Origin of the sequence: Halomonas sp. AOP22-C1-8, from assembly GCF_052378905.1 — a bacterium.
GTDB classification, from domain to species: domain Bacteria; phylum Pseudomonadota; class Gammaproteobacteria; order Pseudomonadales; family Halomonadaceae; genus Vreelandella; species Vreelandella citrativorans.
Genome location: NZ_JBQSYD010000036.1, coordinates 13,188 through 30,827, shown reverse-complemented (window position 1 = coordinate 30,827; position 17,640 = coordinate 13,188). Strand labels below are relative to the sequence as shown.

17 protein-coding genes are annotated in these 17,640 nt (G+C 49.7%); 14 read left to right on the top strand and 3 right to left on the bottom strand.

What is annotated here, in order from left to right:
* Positions 1-222 precede the first annotated feature (222 nt).
* From fliD to ACT3TY_RS16165, 3 genes are all read left to right on the top strand, one after another.
* On the top strand, positions 223-1,632 hold the full coding sequence (gene fliD, locus ACT3TY_RS16175; RefSeq protein ID WP_444628894.1) for a flagellar filament capping protein FliD: 1,410 nt from the start codon (positions 223-225) through the stop codon (positions 1,630-1,632).
* Between the two features lie 355 nt (positions 1,633-1,987).
* Entirely contained in the window at positions 1,988-2,293 is a 306-nt protein-coding gene (locus ACT3TY_RS16170; protein WP_193054297.1) for a hypothetical protein, read from the top strand.
* 149 nt (positions 2,294-2,442) lie between these two features.
* Positions 2,443-3,423, top strand: a complete 981-nt coding sequence (locus ACT3TY_RS16165) for an Rpn family recombination-promoting nuclease/putative transposase (protein WP_444628893.1) — start codon at positions 2,443-2,445, stop codon at positions 3,421-3,423.
* A gap of 281 nt (positions 3,424-3,704) precedes the next feature.
* On the opposite strand, the gene ACT3TY_RS16160 is transcribed toward ACT3TY_RS16165, so the two are convergent.
* Positions 3,705-3,845, bottom strand: a complete 141-nt coding sequence (locus tag ACT3TY_RS16160) for a hypothetical protein (protein WP_444628892.1) — start codon at positions 3,843-3,845, stop codon at positions 3,705-3,707.
* A gap of 346 nt (positions 3,846-4,191) precedes the next feature.
* On the opposite strand from ACT3TY_RS16160, the gene ACT3TY_RS16155 reads away from it, so the two are divergent.
* The 4 genes from ACT3TY_RS16155 to ACT3TY_RS16140 all read left to right on the top strand — a co-directional run bounded on the left by ACT3TY_RS16155 (position 4,192) and on the right by ACT3TY_RS16140 (position 11,648).
* Positions 4,192-5,400, top strand: coding sequence for a FliC/FljB family flagellin (locus tag ACT3TY_RS16155; RefSeq protein WP_444628891.1), 1,209 nt, complete (start codon positions 4,192-4,194; stop codon positions 5,398-5,400).
* A gap of 130 nt (positions 5,401-5,530) precedes the next feature.
* Complete coding sequence (locus tag ACT3TY_RS16150) at positions 5,531-8,920, top strand: O-linked N-acetylglucosamine transferase, SPINDLY family protein (protein ID WP_193056976.1); 3,390 nt, start codon at positions 5,531-5,533, stop codon at positions 8,918-8,920.
* A gap of 416 nt (positions 8,921-9,336) precedes the next feature.
* Positions 9,337-11,223 (top strand): flagellin N-terminal helical domain-containing protein, encoded by a 1,887-nt coding sequence (locus ACT3TY_RS16145; RefSeq protein WP_444628890.1) that lies wholly within the window; start codon positions 9,337-9,339, stop codon positions 11,221-11,223.
* An 83-nt stretch (positions 11,224-11,306) separates the two neighbouring features.
* Positions 11,307-11,648 carry a hypothetical protein gene (locus ACT3TY_RS16140; protein ID WP_193056974.1) on the top strand — a complete coding sequence of 114 codons (342 nt, stop codon included), beginning with the start codon at positions 11,307-11,309 and terminating at the stop codon, positions 11,646-11,648.
* Positions 11,649-11,784: 136 nt separating this feature from the next.
* Here the strand turns inward: ACT3TY_RS16140 and ACT3TY_RS16135 are convergent, their stop codons facing one another.
* Positions 11,785-12,528: a zeta toxin family protein gene (locus ACT3TY_RS16135; RefSeq protein ID WP_193056973.1), complete on the bottom strand. Its 744-nt coding sequence runs from the start codon at positions 12,526-12,528 to the stop codon at positions 11,785-11,787.
* On the bottom strand, positions 12,528-12,743 hold the full coding sequence (locus ACT3TY_RS16130) for a hypothetical protein (RefSeq protein ID WP_193056972.1): 216 nt from the start codon (positions 12,741-12,743) through the stop codon (positions 12,528-12,530). The genes ACT3TY_RS16135 and ACT3TY_RS16130 overlap by 1 nt, the downstream gene beginning before the upstream one ends.
* A gap of 157 nt (positions 12,744-12,900) precedes the next feature.
* Here ACT3TY_RS16130 and ACT3TY_RS16125 point away from each other — a divergent pair, with 157 nt between their 5' ends.
* The 7 genes from ACT3TY_RS16125 to ACT3TY_RS16095 all read left to right on the top strand — a co-directional run bounded on the left by ACT3TY_RS16125 (position 12,901) and on the right by ACT3TY_RS16095 (position 17,601).
* On the top strand, positions 12,901-13,101 hold the full coding sequence (locus ACT3TY_RS16125; protein WP_193056971.1) for a hypothetical protein: 201 nt from the start codon (positions 12,901-12,903) through the stop codon (positions 13,099-13,101).
* A gap of 151 nt (positions 13,102-13,252) precedes the next feature.
* The gene (locus ACT3TY_RS16120; protein ID WP_193054749.1) at positions 13,253-13,942 is read left to right on the top strand and encodes a cell division protein ZipA C-terminal FtsZ-binding domain-containing protein; all 690 of its coding nucleotides are present in this window, start codon (positions 13,253-13,255) and stop codon (positions 13,940-13,942) included.
* 247 nt (positions 13,943-14,189) lie between these two features.
* Positions 14,190-14,966, top strand: coding sequence for an amino acid ABC transporter substrate-binding protein (locus ACT3TY_RS16115; RefSeq protein ID WP_172118968.1), 777 nt, complete (start codon positions 14,190-14,192; stop codon positions 14,964-14,966).
* An 80-nt stretch (positions 14,967-15,046) separates the two neighbouring features.
* Complete coding sequence (locus ACT3TY_RS16110) at positions 15,047-15,715, top strand: amino acid ABC transporter permease (protein ID WP_172118967.1); 669 nt, start codon at positions 15,047-15,049, stop codon at positions 15,713-15,715.
* Positions 15,712-16,467 (top strand): amino acid ABC transporter ATP-binding protein, encoded by a 756-nt coding sequence (locus ACT3TY_RS16105; RefSeq protein WP_444628889.1) that lies wholly within the window; start codon positions 15,712-15,714, stop codon positions 16,465-16,467. Before ACT3TY_RS16110 ends, ACT3TY_RS16105 begins: the two co-directional genes overlap by 4 nt.
* Before the next feature lie 106 nt (positions 16,468-16,573).
* On the top strand, positions 16,574-17,029 hold the full coding sequence (locus ACT3TY_RS16100; RefSeq protein ID WP_444628888.1) for an excisionase family DNA-binding protein: 456 nt from the start codon (positions 16,574-16,576) through the stop codon (positions 17,027-17,029).
* Positions 17,029-17,601, top strand: a complete 573-nt coding sequence (locus ACT3TY_RS16095; protein WP_444628887.1) for a PIN domain-containing protein — start codon at positions 17,029-17,031, stop codon at positions 17,599-17,601. Before ACT3TY_RS16100 ends, ACT3TY_RS16095 begins: the two co-directional genes overlap by 1 nt.
* The last annotated feature ends 39 nt before the right edge of the window (positions 17,602-17,640 follow it).

Here is a 17,640-nt window from a genome sequence, read left to right as displayed (position 1 = left end):
AAAGGCTGGAAATACAAATGATGGCAGCCAGCCAATACTTGTATAAGCAATACGTAATGTGCCGTGAGGTTTGAAAGCACAAGCGTGTGGTTTGGGGGGGCAGGCGCTATTCAGTAGTTCGGCCATGACTTATCAAATATGAGCGCACAGGGGCTAAAGTTAATTCCTTTTCGGCCGATAGAGTTTATAGAATCCATTTTTTTGTCTGCGAGGACTGTACTGATGGCAACAATTACCTCCCTTGGTGTAGGTTCGGGATTGGACCTGACCGGCCTGCTGGATGAGCTTCAAAAAGCCGAGCGCGGTAAGCTTGAGCCGATTACGCAGCAAAAAGCCGACCAGCAAGCCAAAATTTCCGCTTACGGGCAGTTGCAAACTTCGCTCAACGCATTTAACGATGCGGTGGCCAAGATTAACGATCCAAAGCTTTATCAAAGTCTTTCCTCCAGTGTGCGTGGCGATGATATTAAAGCCGCTACCTCGGCGAGCGCGCTGCCGGGCAGTTACCGGGTAGAAGTCAGTCAGGTCGCGACATACGGCTCGCTTGCCTCTGAGAGTATTACTGGGATAGATAAACCCTCAGACGCACTGGAGCTAAACGGTGCGACCGCCATCAGGCTAAATTTTGCGGGTAGTGAGAGCGATCCGGTCGATATCGAATTTGATGCCAACAGCTCGCTCAACGATATTCGTGATGCAATTAACGCCAATAAAGACGCCGGTGTTAACGCCACGATTATTAATGACGGCGAAGGCTACCGCTTGGCACTCAGTTCCAAAGCCACGGGTGCAGATGCATCCATTGATAGCTTTGAATTTGTAGGTGGAGAAGGCCAAGGCCCATTCGCTGAAGCGGAAGAAGCTGGCGCCAAGCAGCAGGGGCAAGATGCTTCTTTAACGGTTAACGGCATCTCGATTACCAGTGCCAGTAACCAGGTGGAAGGCGCTATTCAAGGGGTAACGCTTAACCTGAATGAGCTAAGCATTGCCGAAGGTGAAAAAGCGACCAGTACCGTCAATATTGAGCGCGATACCCTAAAGCAGCGCGAAGCGATCAACGATTTTGTCGACGCGTATAACGATTTAAAAGATACGACTAACGGGCTCACTAGCTTCAACGCTGAAAGTGGAACAGCAGGAGAGCTACTGGGTGATCGTACCTTGCGCACGATTGAGTCTCGCCTGCGTAGCGTGCTTACCGGGGGGGGGGAAGGCGGCGAGCTTTCTACGCTGAGCCAACTGGGCATTACCTTAGAGGCTGGCACTACTCTTAGCGGTAAGCTGGAAGTTGATGATGAAAAGCTCGATAACCTAATCGCCAATGACCCGCAGGCGCTAAGCGCGTTTTTTGCCGGCGATAATAAAGACGGTGGTTTAGCCGGCAAGTTAAACAGCTCCATTGAGCAAATGACCAGTAGCAACGGCGTACTCACAGGTGCCGTTACAGGTGCTGAGAGCAACGTAAAAAGCCTGGATGAACGCTATGCGCGCATGGAAAAAAGCATCGATGCAACGATTGCCCGCTATCGCGCCCAGTTCAGCCAGCTGGACGTTATGGTGGCAGAGATGAACAGCATGAGTTCGTACCTGACCCAGCAGTTTGATGCGCTGGATGCCCAGCTAGGCCGCTAGTAGTAACCCCATCCAGGCCCTTGTAGGAGCGAGTGAAGCAGCCCCATAGCGCAGCCGGAGCAAGGGCGGCTAACGCCGCCACCACTGCACAAATGTAGTGCGCGGTAAACGAAGCGCACCCGCAACGCAGCGCACAGCGCTGCCGGGGGTTGGCTAACACAGCACACCCTATAGGCCAACGGCACAAATGTAGTGCGCGGTAAGCGAAGCGCACCCGCAAAGCAGCGCCCCGCGCTGCCGGGGTAAGGGCGACTAACGCCGCCATCGCCGAGTAAACTCAGCTCCCACAAAACCACTGGCTCCGCTTCGAAAACCGCGCATTGCCCCAATCATTACCCGCTGGGTGAAGCGCCACATGCAGCGGCTTGGCGCAGGCGTTAATCTTGAAACGCTCACCAGTCTGGTGGAGGACAAAGACATGCTGGCAGAAAACCTGGAAAATCTCTTGAGAAAAGAGCGCCTGAAAGCGTATCAAGAGGGCTATGAGGAAGGTTATCAAGAGACAAAGCGAAAAATTTTTAGGAATCTGCTTGTCTTTAGATTTGGCCAATTACCCAATTGGGTGGATGAACAGCTGCAAAAAGCAACGCCTGAGCAGCTAGCCGTTTGGTCGGAGCAAGTGCTTGTCGCTGATAGCCTGGAAGCGCTATTTACTCAGTAAGGCGCGTTTGTTATGAGCGTGGTTGAGCAAGGGCGGCTAGCGCCGCCATCGCCGAGTAACTCAGCTTCTACAACCTGTCTTGCCAGGCCTCAAAAGTGATCGCCCTTGCGCGGCCATGCTAACATCCCCGGTACTGCGCAGGAGGGCCCATGGCTAATCACTACGACACTGGCTATAAAGAACTTTTCAGCTACCCTGAATTTGTTCAACAACTGCTTGAAGGCTTTGCCCCGCCAGAAATCTCTGAGCTGATGGATTTCAGCACATTAAAACTCCATAGTGGCAATTACATCACACCGCTTTTTGAAGAGAAGTTTGAAGATCTGGTCTGGTCGGTGCAGGTGAACTGGCAAGGGACTACCCAGGAGGTCTACCTCTACCTGTTACTTGAGTTTCAATCCCGGGTCGACCGCACAATGCCCATTCGGCTGATGCACTACGTTGCCTGCTTCTATGACCATTTGCTAAAAGCGAAAGCGACCACGCCCGGTAAAGGCTTGCCGCCCGTGTTCCCTGTTGTGTTATATAACGGGACAGAGCGCTGGTCAGCCAAGCATGATATATACGACATGGTGCAGCCTACGCCACCCGTCTTTTTACAGCCTTACCAGCCGCATCTGCGCTATTATTTAATTGATGAAGGTGCTTACACTGATGAGGAACTAGCGCAGCGTCACAGCCCTCTAAGCGGTATATTTAGCATTGAAAACGCGGCCACGAGCTGGGAAAGCCTGCAACAAGCGGTTGACCGCATTGTCGCGATCATTCAGGCAGACCCCCATAAACCGCGCATTGACCCAATCATTACGCGCTGGGTGAAGCGCCACCTGCAACGGCTTGGCGCAGGCATCAACCTGGAAGCGCTTACAAGTTTGGTGGAGGATAAAAACATGTTGGCAGAAAACCTGGAAAACCTGGTGAAGAAAGAGCGGCTAGAAGGTCGTCAGGAAGGTCGCCAAGAAGGTCGCCAAGAAGGTCGCCAAGAGGCTGAGAAGTACGCGTTACAAGAAAAGCGTGAAACGGTACGCCACCTCTTATCGTTTGGAGTGCTAAATGATGAGCAGATTTCCGAAGCGACGGGCCTATCTATTCATGATATTGCAAAACTGCGTATCGAAGGTAAGCACTGACTGAGAAAGCAGCGCCCCGCGCTGCCGGGGGTTGGCTAACACAGCACACGTTATAGGCCAACGGCACAAATGTAGTGCGCGGTAAGCGAAGCGCACCCGCAACGCAGTGCGCAGCACTGCCGGGGGTTGGTTAACACAGCACACCCTATAGGCCAACGGCACAAATGTAGTGCGCGGTAAGCGAAGCGCACCCGCAATGCAGCGCATAGCGCTGCCGGGGTAAGGGCAGCTAGCGCCGCCATCGCCGAGTGAACTCAGCTCCCACAAAACCGCTGCCCCGCTCATTGTGAGAAACCACCCGCAATGCAGTGCCCCGCGCTGCCGGGGTAAGGGCGGCTAGCGCCGCCATCGCCGAGTGAACTCAGCTCCCACAAAACCGGGTGTGTCGATGTGTTGGGGGGCTGTGTAGACTGCTTACTCACTCGGGCTGCTTTTGTGGGAGCCCACTTCAGTGGTGGTCCGACACATCGGCGAAGCAGCGCCCCGCGCTGCCGGGGTTGAGTAACGCAGCTCTATAGGCCAACATGGCCGCTAGCGCCGGGTAACCTCAGCCTCCACAAGAATCAGCATAAACGTATCCCTCACACCGCGCCTGCCACCACATGCCGTGTGTCGAATGTTGATAATCCCCTCGTTACCAAAAATTACATAATTTTTTACTGCCTCCCCCTAAAGATTTCCTTCGTTGCGCCGTTATTAAGTATAACGGCGCACAACACGCCGAACAGCGGGCCACGTGGCCAGTCTTATTGAAAGGGGAATACCACCATGTCAGTGATCAATACCAACATCACAGCAATGATCGGTCAGCAAAACCTGAGCAAATCTCAGAGCGCGCTGTCTACCTCTATGGAGCGTCTGAGCTCTGGTCTGCGTATCAACAGCGCGAAAGATGATGCAGCTGGTCAAGCCATCGCTAACCGCATGTCTTCACAGATCACTGGCCTGTCTCAGGCTCAGCGTAACGCCAACGACGGTATCTCTGTTGCGCAAACCGCTGAAGGCGCCCTGAACCAGGTAAACGACAACCTGCAGCGTGTGCGTGAACTGACGGTTCAAGCCCAGAACGACACCAACTCTGCTGAAGACCGTAAATCCATCCAGGATGAAATCGATCAGCGCCTGACTGAGATCGACCGTATCTCTGAACAGACTGACTTCAACGGCGTTAAAGTGCTTGCTGACGACCAAAGCCTGTCTATCCAGGTAGGTGCCAACGACGGTGAGTCTATCGATGTTGTCTTGGAAAAAATCACTGCAGGCACTTTGAACCTTGATAGCTTTAACGTTAATGGTCCGGATGGTGCTTTGACTGCTCTAGACACTACTGCGGGCGGTGCTGCTGAAGCCGCTTTTGAGAAGGCATACGGTACTGCTACAAGCATCAATACCACTACAGTAGCTGCATTTGATGCTGATTTGGCAACTGAGTTGGGTGTAGGTGCTGATGCAATCACTACTGGCACCACAGCTCAGGTTGATGAAGCCGGCAACTGGTACGTTGATGTAGTTGTTGAGACAAACAATGCCGCTGAAATTAACTCCTTGAACTTGCAAGGGCTTGAGATGGAGGCGGGCACTGCTAAAACCTTCCGTGTTGCCTTGGATCCAGCAGACGCTAATATTACTGGTACCGCTGAAACTGCAGCTTTCACTGTTGATGGCTCCACGTTGGGTGCCAAAGACCTGCTAAGCGGAGCCACTGCTAATCCGATGGAGCAGCTCGATAGTGCTCTGAAGCAAGTTGATGAGCTGCGTTCTGGTTTGGGTGCGATCCAAAACCGCTTTGAGTCTGCAATTACCAACCTGCAAACCAACGAAACTAACCTATCCGCTGCTCGGTCACGTATCGAAGATGCTGACTACGCCAGTGAGGTGGCTAACATGACCCGTGCTCAGATCCTGCAACAGGCGGGCACCTCGGTTCTGGCCCAGGCGAACCAAATGCCGCAGAACGTACTGTCTCTGCTGGGTTAAACTTCCGCAGCTAGAAAGCTTCGGTAGGTATATCGAAACAGGCCCTGTTTACAGGGCCTGTTTTTTTTATAAAGCCAGTGTGCAAGTTGATATGATGGCTTGAGCCCTCTTTCCAGCAGTGAGTTTATATATGAGTCGTCATAAATCTCGTCGGTCTTCTTCAGTTAAGCTAGCCAACAAGTCAATTGCAACGCCCACTAATTCTCATACTGCCCGCAGAAGCAAAGGGGATGCTCTTCTTAAAAGTGGCAGATACTTGGAAGCAGCGAGTGAGTACCAAAAGCTGGTTGATGAAAATAGGGCAAACCATCAGGTTTATGGGCGCTTATCAGAAGCCAAATATCGACTAGGCAATGTTCAGGAAGCCGAAGAACTATTAGCTAAAGCCTTGGAAATAGAGCCAAATTATGCCGAAGCACACCACGGCATAGCTTATTTATTACACCATCGCCGTCAAAATCAGCAAGCATTGACTCATATACAGACCGCATGCCGTTTGGATCCGGATAAAGCAGAGTACCTTTCGCTTCAAGGAATGGTATTGGTCGCCTTGCATCAGCATAGTGAAGCATTAAACTGCTATGAAAAAGGGCTTCAAGTTTCTCCTGGTTATACATCACTATGGAATAATTATGGTAATGCCTTGAACGATTTGGGCCGACTTGATGAAAGTATGGCTGCTTATCGTAGAGCGTTAGAACTTCCTAATAGTAGTCGTTTAGCTTTTTCCAACCTTTTAACAACAGCTCATTATCATCCTGGAATGTCCGAAAAGGATATTTTAGATATTATACAACAGTGGGGGGTTAAATATTCTCCTTCTAATGTAAATAGAAGACCTGGAACTAGTAAAGTTTTGGATCGCAAGCTAAAAATTGGAATGGTTTCTGATGGTTTTCGAAGCCATCCCGTTGGTCAAATGATCATATCCGTACTCGAAGAGTGTGGGAGTGCGCAGTTTAAATTCTTTTTTTACTCTACAAATAATCATGAAGATCATATAACTAGTCGATTCAAAAAGGTTGCTGATGTTTTTCTATCAGTTGAGTACATGAGTGACGAGCAATTTGAACGGCAAGTGTTGGGAGATGATGTCGACATACTCTTCGATCTTTCCGGGCACAATGCTGGTAATCGAATGATGGCTATTGCAAATGCCCCAGCTCCGATAATAGTTAAATGGGTTGGCGGTTTGATTAATACTACTGGTGTAGCTTCAATAGATTATTTGTTGAGTGATAGCCTGGAAACTCCTTTAGGCGTTGATAGCAATTATACAGAAAAAATAATTCGATTGCCTGATGACTATATTTGTTATACGCCTCCTCGTTACAGACCTTCAGTGTCATCGCTGCCCGCTGACAAAAATGGGTATGTAACTTTTGGCTGTTTTAATAATGCTACTAAATTAAATGAGCAGGTGTTAGCTCAATGGTCTAAGTTGATGCATAAAATACCAAACTCAAGGTTGTACCTTAAAAGCATGCAGCTCGGTAGCCCTGAAATGCGTGAGCGTATTATTAATTTAATGAAGGCAGAAGGGGTTTCGGCAGACCGACTGCGTATTGAAGGACCTTCCCCTCATGTTGAGCTCCTCCAGTGCTACAATGATGTGGATATTTCTTTAGACCCATGGCCATATTCAGGTGGATTAACTACCTGTGAATCTTTATTAATGGGAGTTCCGGTGGTCACTCTCCCAGGGCCAACCTTTGCAGGGCGCCACAGTGCTACTCATTTAATTAATGCGGGCATGCCAGAACTTGTCGTTAGTTCTTGGGAGGAGTATCGAGAAAGAGTTTTAGAGCTTGCATCTGATTTAGATAGCCTTGCCACTATCAGGCAGCACCTCCGTCAAGTCTTATTAGAGTCGCCTGTATGCGATGCTACCCGCTTTGCAAAACACTTTACCGATGCCATGCGCGCTATTTGGCAGCGTCACTGCGAAGGAAAGCAGCCTGCTGCGCTAACGTTTGATAAAACTGGGCTGGCGAAATTTGAAGATGAAGAAATACCCGTTGATGTTGTTTATGCAGAAAGTATGGAAGTCGAAGCGACTGGGTTTAACTGGTCGCTACCTGGCAAGATTATAGTGCTGGATAATGGCTCAAAATTGGTTGTTGAGAAGGGCATCGATACCCTTAGGCAGCTAAATTCTTTTGGCATAGTGGCCTTCGATCCAGCAAGCCAAGTAATAAATGCTGAGCGGTTCGAGGGCAGTAAAGGTGTCCAAGTCTTTACCCATGCTGTTTTAGGGGATGGAAAGCCAGCGACACTTTATTCCTGTTTAGACCCAGTGTTTAGCAGCACCTTGGAACCGCTGCCAATGGAGCAGCAGTACGGAGCCAACCCTGCTGGTGCAAGCGTGCTTGCTAAGCTTCCGATCAATACCATCGCGTTAGATAGCATCGAAGGGCTGGATAGTTTGGATTGGTTAATTCTGGACGATTTAAGCGATGCGGCCGTAATTCTTGAAAATGGTGAAAAAGCCCTTAAAGACACGCTGGTCATTCAAGTGCGTATTGCCTTTCAACCGACGCATAAACGACAGCCAAACTTAGCTGAAATTCAGCACTGGATGTCACGTCATGGTTTCCGTCTATACCGTTTCAACAACCAACAGCACTTAAGCCACCTGCCGGACAGCGTGCCTGCAGAAATTCGCCAAGCTACCGAGCTTCAAAGTGCCGATGCAGTTTTTCTCCCCACTTACGAGCGGTTGGCTGAGCTAAATGAAAATCAGCGCTCCAAACTGGCTTTTTTGTTGCACACGGTGTATGGCATCAAGGATCTAACATATAAACTATTGGTTGAAATTGATGAAGAAAAGGCAGAAGAGTATTTGATTCTGCAAAAGTTAGCTGACACTCAACTCGAAACTTCTACTGAGTCATTGTTGAATGAAAAAATAGAAGTGTCTGACAAAATAGAAGTATTGGAATTCCCGCTTCCTGATGCTCCTTTCATGTCGCATGCGGAACGAAAGCTGTTTAAGAAATATTTAAAAAAAGCAAAGCACTATTTTGAATTTGGCTCAGGTGGATCTACAGTTTGGGCGATAAAAGAAGGCTTGAGAGTAGAAGGTGTGGAAAGCGACGCTAAATGGGTGAGGGCACTAAAAGATAAACTGGGTGATAAGTGCCAAGTTGAGTCTGTCAATATCGGGCCAACTAAGGAGTGGGGGGTACCAGTCTCAGGTGAATTCCAGCATCATTTTTCTGAATACAGTCAGGCGATTCATCACCATAAACAGTCATTTGATTTGATTCTTGTGGATGGTCGTTTTAGGGTCGCATGTACGATTGCATCAGTTATCCATATTATAGAGCACATGCATGACCAGGAAATGGCTCGGATTTTTATCCATGATTTTTGGAACCGACCACAATACCATGTAGTGCTTGAGTTTTTAGAGGTGGTCGATCAGGTTGATACTGCTGGCGTATTTAAAGTTAGGCAAGGTGTTGATAGGAAGAAATTAGATGCTTTGTGGGCTAAATTCTCGAAGAACCCGCTATAGGTTGTTTCTTAAAGGAGAGCGGCTCTTTTTCGTGTTTTCGAATTACGTTAGTTCAGTGGGGGTGATTAACAAGATGCAGGTGCTTTAGTGCCTGCATCTTGTGAGTGATAATTGACCGAGCATTCTTTGTGTATGTATGGACATTTAGACGTCTGGTCGCATGGTGCGAGCGTCGGGCCGACATCCACTATGCGCTTTCGCTTATGGGGGCTCGTTTTCTTTAATCGATGCCAGGGCAGGTGTTGAAACGTGCTTTTGGCAGATTTTTTAGTTGTGTGCATAGACTCTGTGGCGAAGGGTAGGGAGTTAATAGCTCTCCATACCTGACGACCAGTTGAGTTCTTGTAACTCACTGGTAAAGTTTTTTATAGCCGGGCCGATAAGCAAGTAATTACTACTAATAGGCAGGCCCGTAAATGGCGTCGATCCATACCAATTTGCCATCTATGAACGGCCAAGCGAACCTGAAGCGCAATCAGTCTGCGCTGGCGACGTCCATGGAGCGCCTTTCATCCGGCTTGCGTATCAACGGCGCTAAGGATGATGCCGCAGGCCAGGCAATTGCTAACCGCATGACCAGCCAGATTAGCGGGCGCGGCATGGCGATGCGTAATGCCAACGATGGCGTGTCGTTGTCGCAAACCGCACAAGGCGTGCTGGAGGCAGTGAACGGTAAGTTGCAGCGTATCCGTGAGCTTACCGTGCAGGGGTTGAGTGAAATTTATAACGGCGAAATGGGCGACCGTATCCAGGCGGAGATTAATCTCAACCTGAAGGAAATCGAGCGCTTGAACCAGGTGGCCGAATATAACGGCATTCCGCTTCTGGATGGCACGGCGGGGCATCTTTCCCTGCAAGTAGGCGCCAACGATGGCGAAACCCTGAGCGTTAATTTAGACGCCCCCGGCTTTAGTGTGCAAACACTGGGGCTTAAGGATTTTACCTTCCAGGGTGAACCTGACACCATCACGCATACTGACACCCTGCCGGGCCGCTCGGCGCGTATTCCTATCGACGATGCGGAGCATTCACGCGTTGCTTATGTGCCTGCTGATAACGAACCACATTTAGTGCGCTTTAATAACCGCGATGTTATCCAGCTAGGTGGCGATGGCGGGCAGCTTAAAAATGTATCGATTAGCGCATCACACGATACGGATACCCGCAATAACGACGTAACGATTAATGTTCGAGAGGCAGTGACTGAACGCACATTAGGTGAAGTTATATACTCCCGAAGCGCTGTCGACTTGGACGGCAATAGTTGGCCGTTAGGTAGCGCGGATATCGTACGTTCGGGAGGAGAGTATTGGATAGCACGTGGGAGCGACTATACACCCGTTGAGCTTGTCATGGATAACAGCCAGCGAAGTGTGGTGGCCCAAGTGCTGGAAGACACGCGTGTAGCCCCGGCTGATATGCCGGGCCCCATTAGTGAAGTGCGTTATATGCCAACAGTGCAAAAAGGCAGCGCGGACTATAGCCTGACCCTGGATGGTCAGGATGAAAGCAACAGCGGCAGCATCTCTCTAGTACAGTTAAACAGCACTTATTATGTCGAAGAGCAGTTGGCGGGGGGGCAGTATGCGTATTATCCCGCTGATGTGACCAGCCAAACAGGTGGTTCGGAGAGTACGTTCACCGTGGTAAGTGAACGTACACCCATGGGGGCAGTCACCGACCAGCCTTTTGTTGCTGGTTCGTCGTTCGTGCATTTTAAGCCGAGTAATGCCAATGTGCAGGTTAACTATGTCGAGTTAAACGGCACAACGCATCAAGATGTTATGGCCGCTGAGCCTGAAAATGGTTACGTGTTTAATGTAAACGCCTTTTCAAATGGCAGCGGTGCGATGAAAACCGCCAACATCGTGCTGAACCAAAAAGGCGAACATTTGCTGCAAACCGTTAATGGAAACGGTGACGTAATCCTTTATTACCCAGTGGGAAGCTCTCTAAGTACAAACGTGGATAACGACCTGACCACGGTAACAATACGTGAGACAGATGAAGCACGCCGCATCCGCAACCCTGCTGATCCACTGGCGACATTAGACCGAGCAATCGCCCAAGTGGATAACAAGCGCAGCGAGTTTGGCGCTCTGGATAACCGGCTGTTAGCCATCATTGAAAATCATGACGAAACCAATCGTCACCTTTCCGCCGCCCGCTCGCGTATTATGGATGCTGACTACGCGGTGGAAGTGGCCAGTATGACCAAAGCGCAGATTCTGGGGCAGGCAGGTACGTCTGTACTGGCCCAAGCGAACCAGGTTCCACAGAACGTGCTTTCTCTGTTGGAGTAATTGAGGCTTGAGGATAAAGCTCATGCCTTATTATTAGACATTATAAATAGGCTTCTTAAAGGGGCCATTTTTTAGAAGAACTTATGAAAACGAATGTGCCGACTATTTCAGCCTACGATGTTATTTATGACGTAGTGCCTAAGCTTGATACCCTCGAAAAGCTGGTGGGGGGCACCCTTGATGAAGCGCTAATGGCTAACCAGGAACTGGAAAGCATTGCGCATATAAACACGCTGAAAACGGAGTTTCAGCTGGAACTGACCATGATCCGTATGAACCTGGAGCATTTGTTAAAGCGTTATCAGAAAGAGTTGAATGCCGTGGTAGAAGATAAGCGCCATGATCAGCTATTAACGCTTGACGCGTTCGAGGCAATGGCGATTGAAAGTGCTGCCCAGCTTTATCGGCGAGCGCAAGCTCGTTAAGCACTCATCCATGAAACCCAAACAACCATCGAGCAGGCCGAAACCCACGGGCTTGATACAACCATGCCTGATGATGACACACAGCGTTTCTATATCCTCGATGAAAAGTAGTGCCAACGTGCCTGGGCTATGTTGTCTAATAGGAAGGCGACAGTTTCTGAATAACACTTCGATAGAACCAGTCGGGCAGGTTCTCTTCTTTTAGCTGAATGTCGCCATTGGGGGTTACTTCCGCTAGCCATATGTCTTGAGTGCCCGAGTTGTCGAATATAAAAGCACGATCAGCAAGCTTGATAGCCTTCAAGAGTAAATCAAGAGAGCGATCATAACGCTGACGGATTTTTTCTTCAGGTACGGGGTGACCGCCGGTTTTTACTCGGTTATGCACTCTCTGAACATTGATCGCTGGGTCGTCGGTAGCAATATAGTAAAGGTAGTTTTTAAAACCTTTAGCACGAGACGCTTTCAGTACGTCAATCTTGTCTTCTGATGACATGACTGTTTCAAAGGTGAAGCTGATGTTAGACGCAGTGAGTTGCTCTCGAATAAGTGCAGAGGCAATAGACGCAATATAAGAATTTGGTGGTAAGGAGGGAGGGAATCTAATGCAGTTGTCTGCAAAGACTAATGCATCAAGCTGCGGTGCTAATGACGCTTTTAACGTTAATGACGACTGATAGAAGTAGTGCTTGATAGCCGTGCTGGATAAATAAACCGAGTAGTCCTCGAAATAGAGAGTACCTGACTCTTTGGCATTACTTTCTATGTCATCAGGGTTAATATAAACCCCTTTTTGATGAGTGGGGATGACATCCTTGATCGTACTTTTTCCTGAGCCGTTAGGCCCAGCAAACATACGCAACCGTGGCGTCTCGGCCATCAGGTCACCTTGAGCTTTATATCAATTGAAACCTTGTGCTTAGGCGGTGCCTTTCTTATAAAACGAACACTGCCGTCTGGTGAGGTTTCAACAAGATTGTCATCGACTATTTCAACCACGGTATGGCCGCTATTTAATGATGCCTGGTATGCACGACGTGTGTAAAGCGATGTCTGTGCTGCAAATCGCTGTTCTGCATCTTGCATGATAACCATGGGAACTCCTTCACATAATGGGTTCACTATATAGCATACTACAAATGGCGGGGGGAAAGCGCCAGGGCTATGTTCGTGTCTTGCGCATTGAAGGCCGCGCATAAAAGTCGTTAGGGTAGCCACATAAACAGTGCGCAAATGAAGGATGACGATAGGTATGACGCCTGATGAGCATGAGCGTGTAGCACTGGAATTGGAAAGCGTCATACGCGAAACCCAAACAACCATCGAGCAGGCCGAAGCCCACGGGCTAGATACAACTATGCCTGATGATTATGCCCACCTTCTCGATATTCTCGATAAAGCGATCAAGCAGCAGCGCGACCATACGTTAACGATGCTAAAAGACGATAGCTAGTCGTTAATTTTCCACACATGCAACGGATGTTTTGCCTTTCTCTCCTTCTCTCGTTCCCCACCATGCCACTAATTGCCTAGCCCGCTAAAATTGCTTTTTCGCCATACTGGCCGATACTTTTCGTCTAACAATAAAACGTGGGTTATAAGCAATGAATGCGCATACGCTGGCGCTGACCTGTGCCATTGGGGCCGGGTGGTTAAGCTTTAATACATTGGTGGTGGCTGGTTATTTATTGGTATATAAAAGAGAGACGCTGGGGCTGGGAGAGCGGAATAGCTTTTGGCTAACGGTTGCGGGTAAACGTGATGAAAAATCCGCGGCTTCCCCTGCGGTTCCCCCACGCTCACAGCCTAGCCAAAAGCCTATAGAAGAACGTGTGCCCATGGGCTTGCCTGAGCAAGAAGAGCCGTTCCTGGAGGAGCCCATTGGCAAGCCTGAAGAGGTACCTACGCATGTATTTTACGTAATGTTCCAACAGCCGAGCATTGAGCTTAATCAGAAGGTGCAATTAGTCCTGAATAAATGGGGCGCTTACTTCGATGCAGAGTTGAAAATTTATGTGGCATTGGGCGTTACCCCACAAAACCCCTTACGTATTGCCAATGCGTATCCGCCTGGCTTGATGCCTACAGAAGAGGTGTTCCAACAAGAGGACCACCTGCTGGGCGGGGTCAGCATTATCCTCAATAAGCCCAAGCGCAAACGTGGCTTTGACAAAGTGCAATTGGGCAAAATGGTGGAGTTGAGTGAAGAACTTGCCGCGTTAGGTGGGGCCTTGCTTGATGAAGAGCGCCAGCCAGCTTCGCGTAAAACCATCAGGGATATTACTGGCGGTTAATGCCCATTATGACTGCGCTATTAAGCGTGGTGGTAATTTGTAGCTACCTTTCTATTAGTGCCTGCTATCAAACACGTAGCGCAGAGTGGTTTCGCTTGCCAAACTCTAATAACCTCAATGCATAAAAACTATTTTTAATATTCTTTTTTGTGTTTATGATGTGCGTGTAACGGCTACGCTGCCTTTGCGCCTGCCACGCCTACACTCTGCAAAAGGCAAATGATCTTTGCCGATGAGGATGCTTCTGATGACTCGATCACGTCGTTTAAACACGTTAGTCGCCGCGCTTACCTTAAGTGTGGCAGGTGGTTTTGCTGCGGTTCAGGCCCAGGCAGATACCCTACGAGTGGGCATGTCGGGCGGCTATTTCCCGTTTACCTTTGTGGAGCGCGACGAACTCAAGGGTTTTGAGGTCGATGTCATGAACGCGGTGGGGGAGGTCACCGGTGATGATGTCGAGTTTGTCACGGCGAGTTTTTCGGGACTAGCAGGTATGTTGGATTCTGGCCGCATCGACACTATTGCCAACCAGATAACGATAACGCCGGAGCGTGAAGCCAAGTATGTATTTACGGCGCCCTATGTGTATGACGGTGCGCAGGTCGTTGTCCGGAAGGGTAACGATGCTATTAACGGCGTTGAGGATCTTTCCGGTAAATCGGTTGCGGTTAACCTGGGCTCCAACTACGAGCAGTTGTTGCGCGAGCTGCCGAACGCCGACGAAATTGATATCCGCACCTACGAATCCAACGTAGAGCAGGACGTAGCATTGGGGCGCACCAATGCCTTTATTATGGACCGCGTTAGTGCGACTCAGGTGATTAAGGAGCGCGGTTTGCCGTTGGAACTGGCGGGCCAACCCTTCACGGTTATCGAAAATGCGCTGCCGTTTCGTGACAACGAGGCAGGCAATGCCCAGCGCGACCGTGTGGATGAAGCGCTAACTGAGCTGCGCGATAACGGCACACTGCGTGAAATTTCCGAAAAATGGTTTGATACCGATATCACGCAGCAGCCGGAATAACCGCTACGCTGTAAACGGAAGCCTGTACTGAACGCGGCCGTGGGTAATCCACGGCCGTTTTGCTTATAAGCGATGCTGACATGCTAAACCTGGATTATATGTGGGGGCTGTTGCCGGTCCTTTTAAGCTATGTGCCGCTCACGCTTGAAATGGCGACCCTCGCCATGCTGCTGGCGCTGGTGCTTGCCTGTCTTCTGGCCGTGATTCGCGTGACCCGTGTGCCGGTGTTGAACGGCTTTTCGCTGCTGTTTATCTCGTTTTTTCGCGGGACACCGCTGTTGGTTCAGCTTTTTCTGTTCTATTACGGGTTGCCCCAACTGGTAGAGGCGTTGGTGTCGATTAACGGCATAACCGCTGCTGTAATGGGCCTGACGCTGCACTTTTCCGCCTATATGGCTGAGTCTATTCGGGCGGCCATTGTGGGGATTGACCGCAGCCAGACAGAAGCGGCGCTCTCTATCGGCATGACGCAGTCGCAGCTAATGCGGCGTATTATTCTCCCCCAGGCGACCCGCGTGGCAACACCCACGTTGATGAACTACTTCATTGATATCATCAAGGCGACGTCGCTGGCCTTTACGCTAGGCGTCACAGAATTGATGGGAGCCACACAAAAAGAGGCTGCCAGTAGCTTTCTCTATCTGGAGGCTTTTTTACTCGCGGCGATGATTTACTGGGTAATAGTAGAAATTCTCTCCTGGGGGCAGCGTCGCCTGGAAATTTACCTGAATAAGGCGTACCAACGATGATCTCGCTTGAGGCCGTTACCAAGCGCTTTGGTAAACAAGATGTATTCGCCGATATTGATTTGTCGCTTGAGCGGGGCGAGATCATTGTCATCATTGGCCCTTCAGGCACGGGTAAGTCAACGCTATTACGCTGCATTAACTTTTTAGAGTGGCCTGAATCCGGGCGTATTACCGTCGGCGATATGCGCGTGGATGCGCAGCAGGCGAGCCGTGCTGATATTTTAAAGCTGCGTCGGCGTACCGCGTTTGTCTTTCAAAACTATGGTTTGTTTGCCAACAAAACGGCGCTTGAGAACATTAGCGAGGGCATGATCGTCGTTGATAAAATTCCCAAGGAAAAGGCCCATGCACGTGCCCGAGAAATCCTTGAGCGGATTGGGCTTTCAGATAAAGCCGATGCTTACCCGGCAGCGCTTTCTGGCGGGCAGCAGCAGCGTATCGGCATTGGCCGCGCCATGGCCGCGAACGCCGATGTCATTCTGTTTGATGAGCCCACGTCATCGCTGGACCCGCAATGGGTGGAGGAAGTGCTGAGCTTGATGAAGCAACTTGCCGCCGAGCAGCAAACCATGATTATCGTTACCCACGAGATGCAGTTTGCGCGTGACGTAGCGGATCGCGTGATATTTATGGATGAAGGGCAAATTATTGAACAAGCACCGCCCGAGGAGCTTTTCACCGCTCCCAGGGACCCGCGCACGCAGCATTTTCTGCGCAAAATTCTTGCGCCAACAGGCCAGCCGCTGCCTTAACAGCATGTGGTTATGAATGCTGTAACATGTAAATATCGGTTTTCGAATAATTCGAATAGTGCTAGGGTTATAACGTTGAGTATCGAAGCACTTATGGAGAAAACCGATGCACGCGCTAGCTAGTCAGTTACCTAATGCCGAAGAAGCCGCTCTGGCCAAGCTATCAAGCCGTGAGCTTGCCGCTTACATCGAGACAAAAGCGCCTACCCAAAAAGTCGCTGTTATCAATAAAGACGGCGAAACGCATCAGGTTGAGGTGCCGGCCAGCGCGCTTCGTCTATTGGTGGATATCTTGACCGAATTGGGCGATGGGAACATGGTCAAGCTCATTCCTGTACATGCGGAGATGACAACCCAGGAAGCGGCGGATGTCATGAATATGTCGCGTCCTTCCTTCATTAAGCTACTTGATGAGCAGCATGTTCCGTTTCATCGTGTCGGCAATCGACGTAAAGTTAAATATTCGGATGTCATGGCATACAAGCAACAGCTCGATCAAAAACGCCTTGATTCGCTGGCTGAGTTAGCAAGGCTCGATCAATCCATGGGGCTAGGGTATTAATGAGTTCTTATTACACAGTGGTATATGATGCCTGTGTATTATATCCCGCGCCACTCAGAAGCCTGCTGATGTATTTGGCTGTTACAGACCTATATCGAGCTCGCTGGTCACGTCAAATACATGAGGAGTGGATGCGCAGTTTGCTGGCGCAGCGTAGCGATATAACGAGAGAGCAGCTTGAGCGCGTGCGTGAATTGATGGATAGCCATACCCGCGACGGGCTGGTTGAAGGGTTCGAGCTTTTGATTGATGGGTTAAAACTACCAGACCCGGATGATAGGCATGTACTTGCATGCGCTATTCACTGCGGCGCTGAAGCAATTATCACGTTTAATCTTAAGGATTTCCCCAGTGAAATGCTCAACTCCTATGACATTCGAGCCATACATCCTGATGAATTTTTAGTAGATATGCTTGCTTTGAATCCAGGTAGCGTCATTCAAGCGCTACAGCAGCATCGTAAAAGTCTCAATAATCCAGCTTTCACCGCTGATGAATATCTGGATGTGTTGCTGAATCAAAGGCTACCCAACCTGGCTGGCAGTTTGCGCCCCATGAAACTTTTGATATAAGCGTTTTTCGGCGGTTCACCGCTGCCCGTCGTGGGTAGC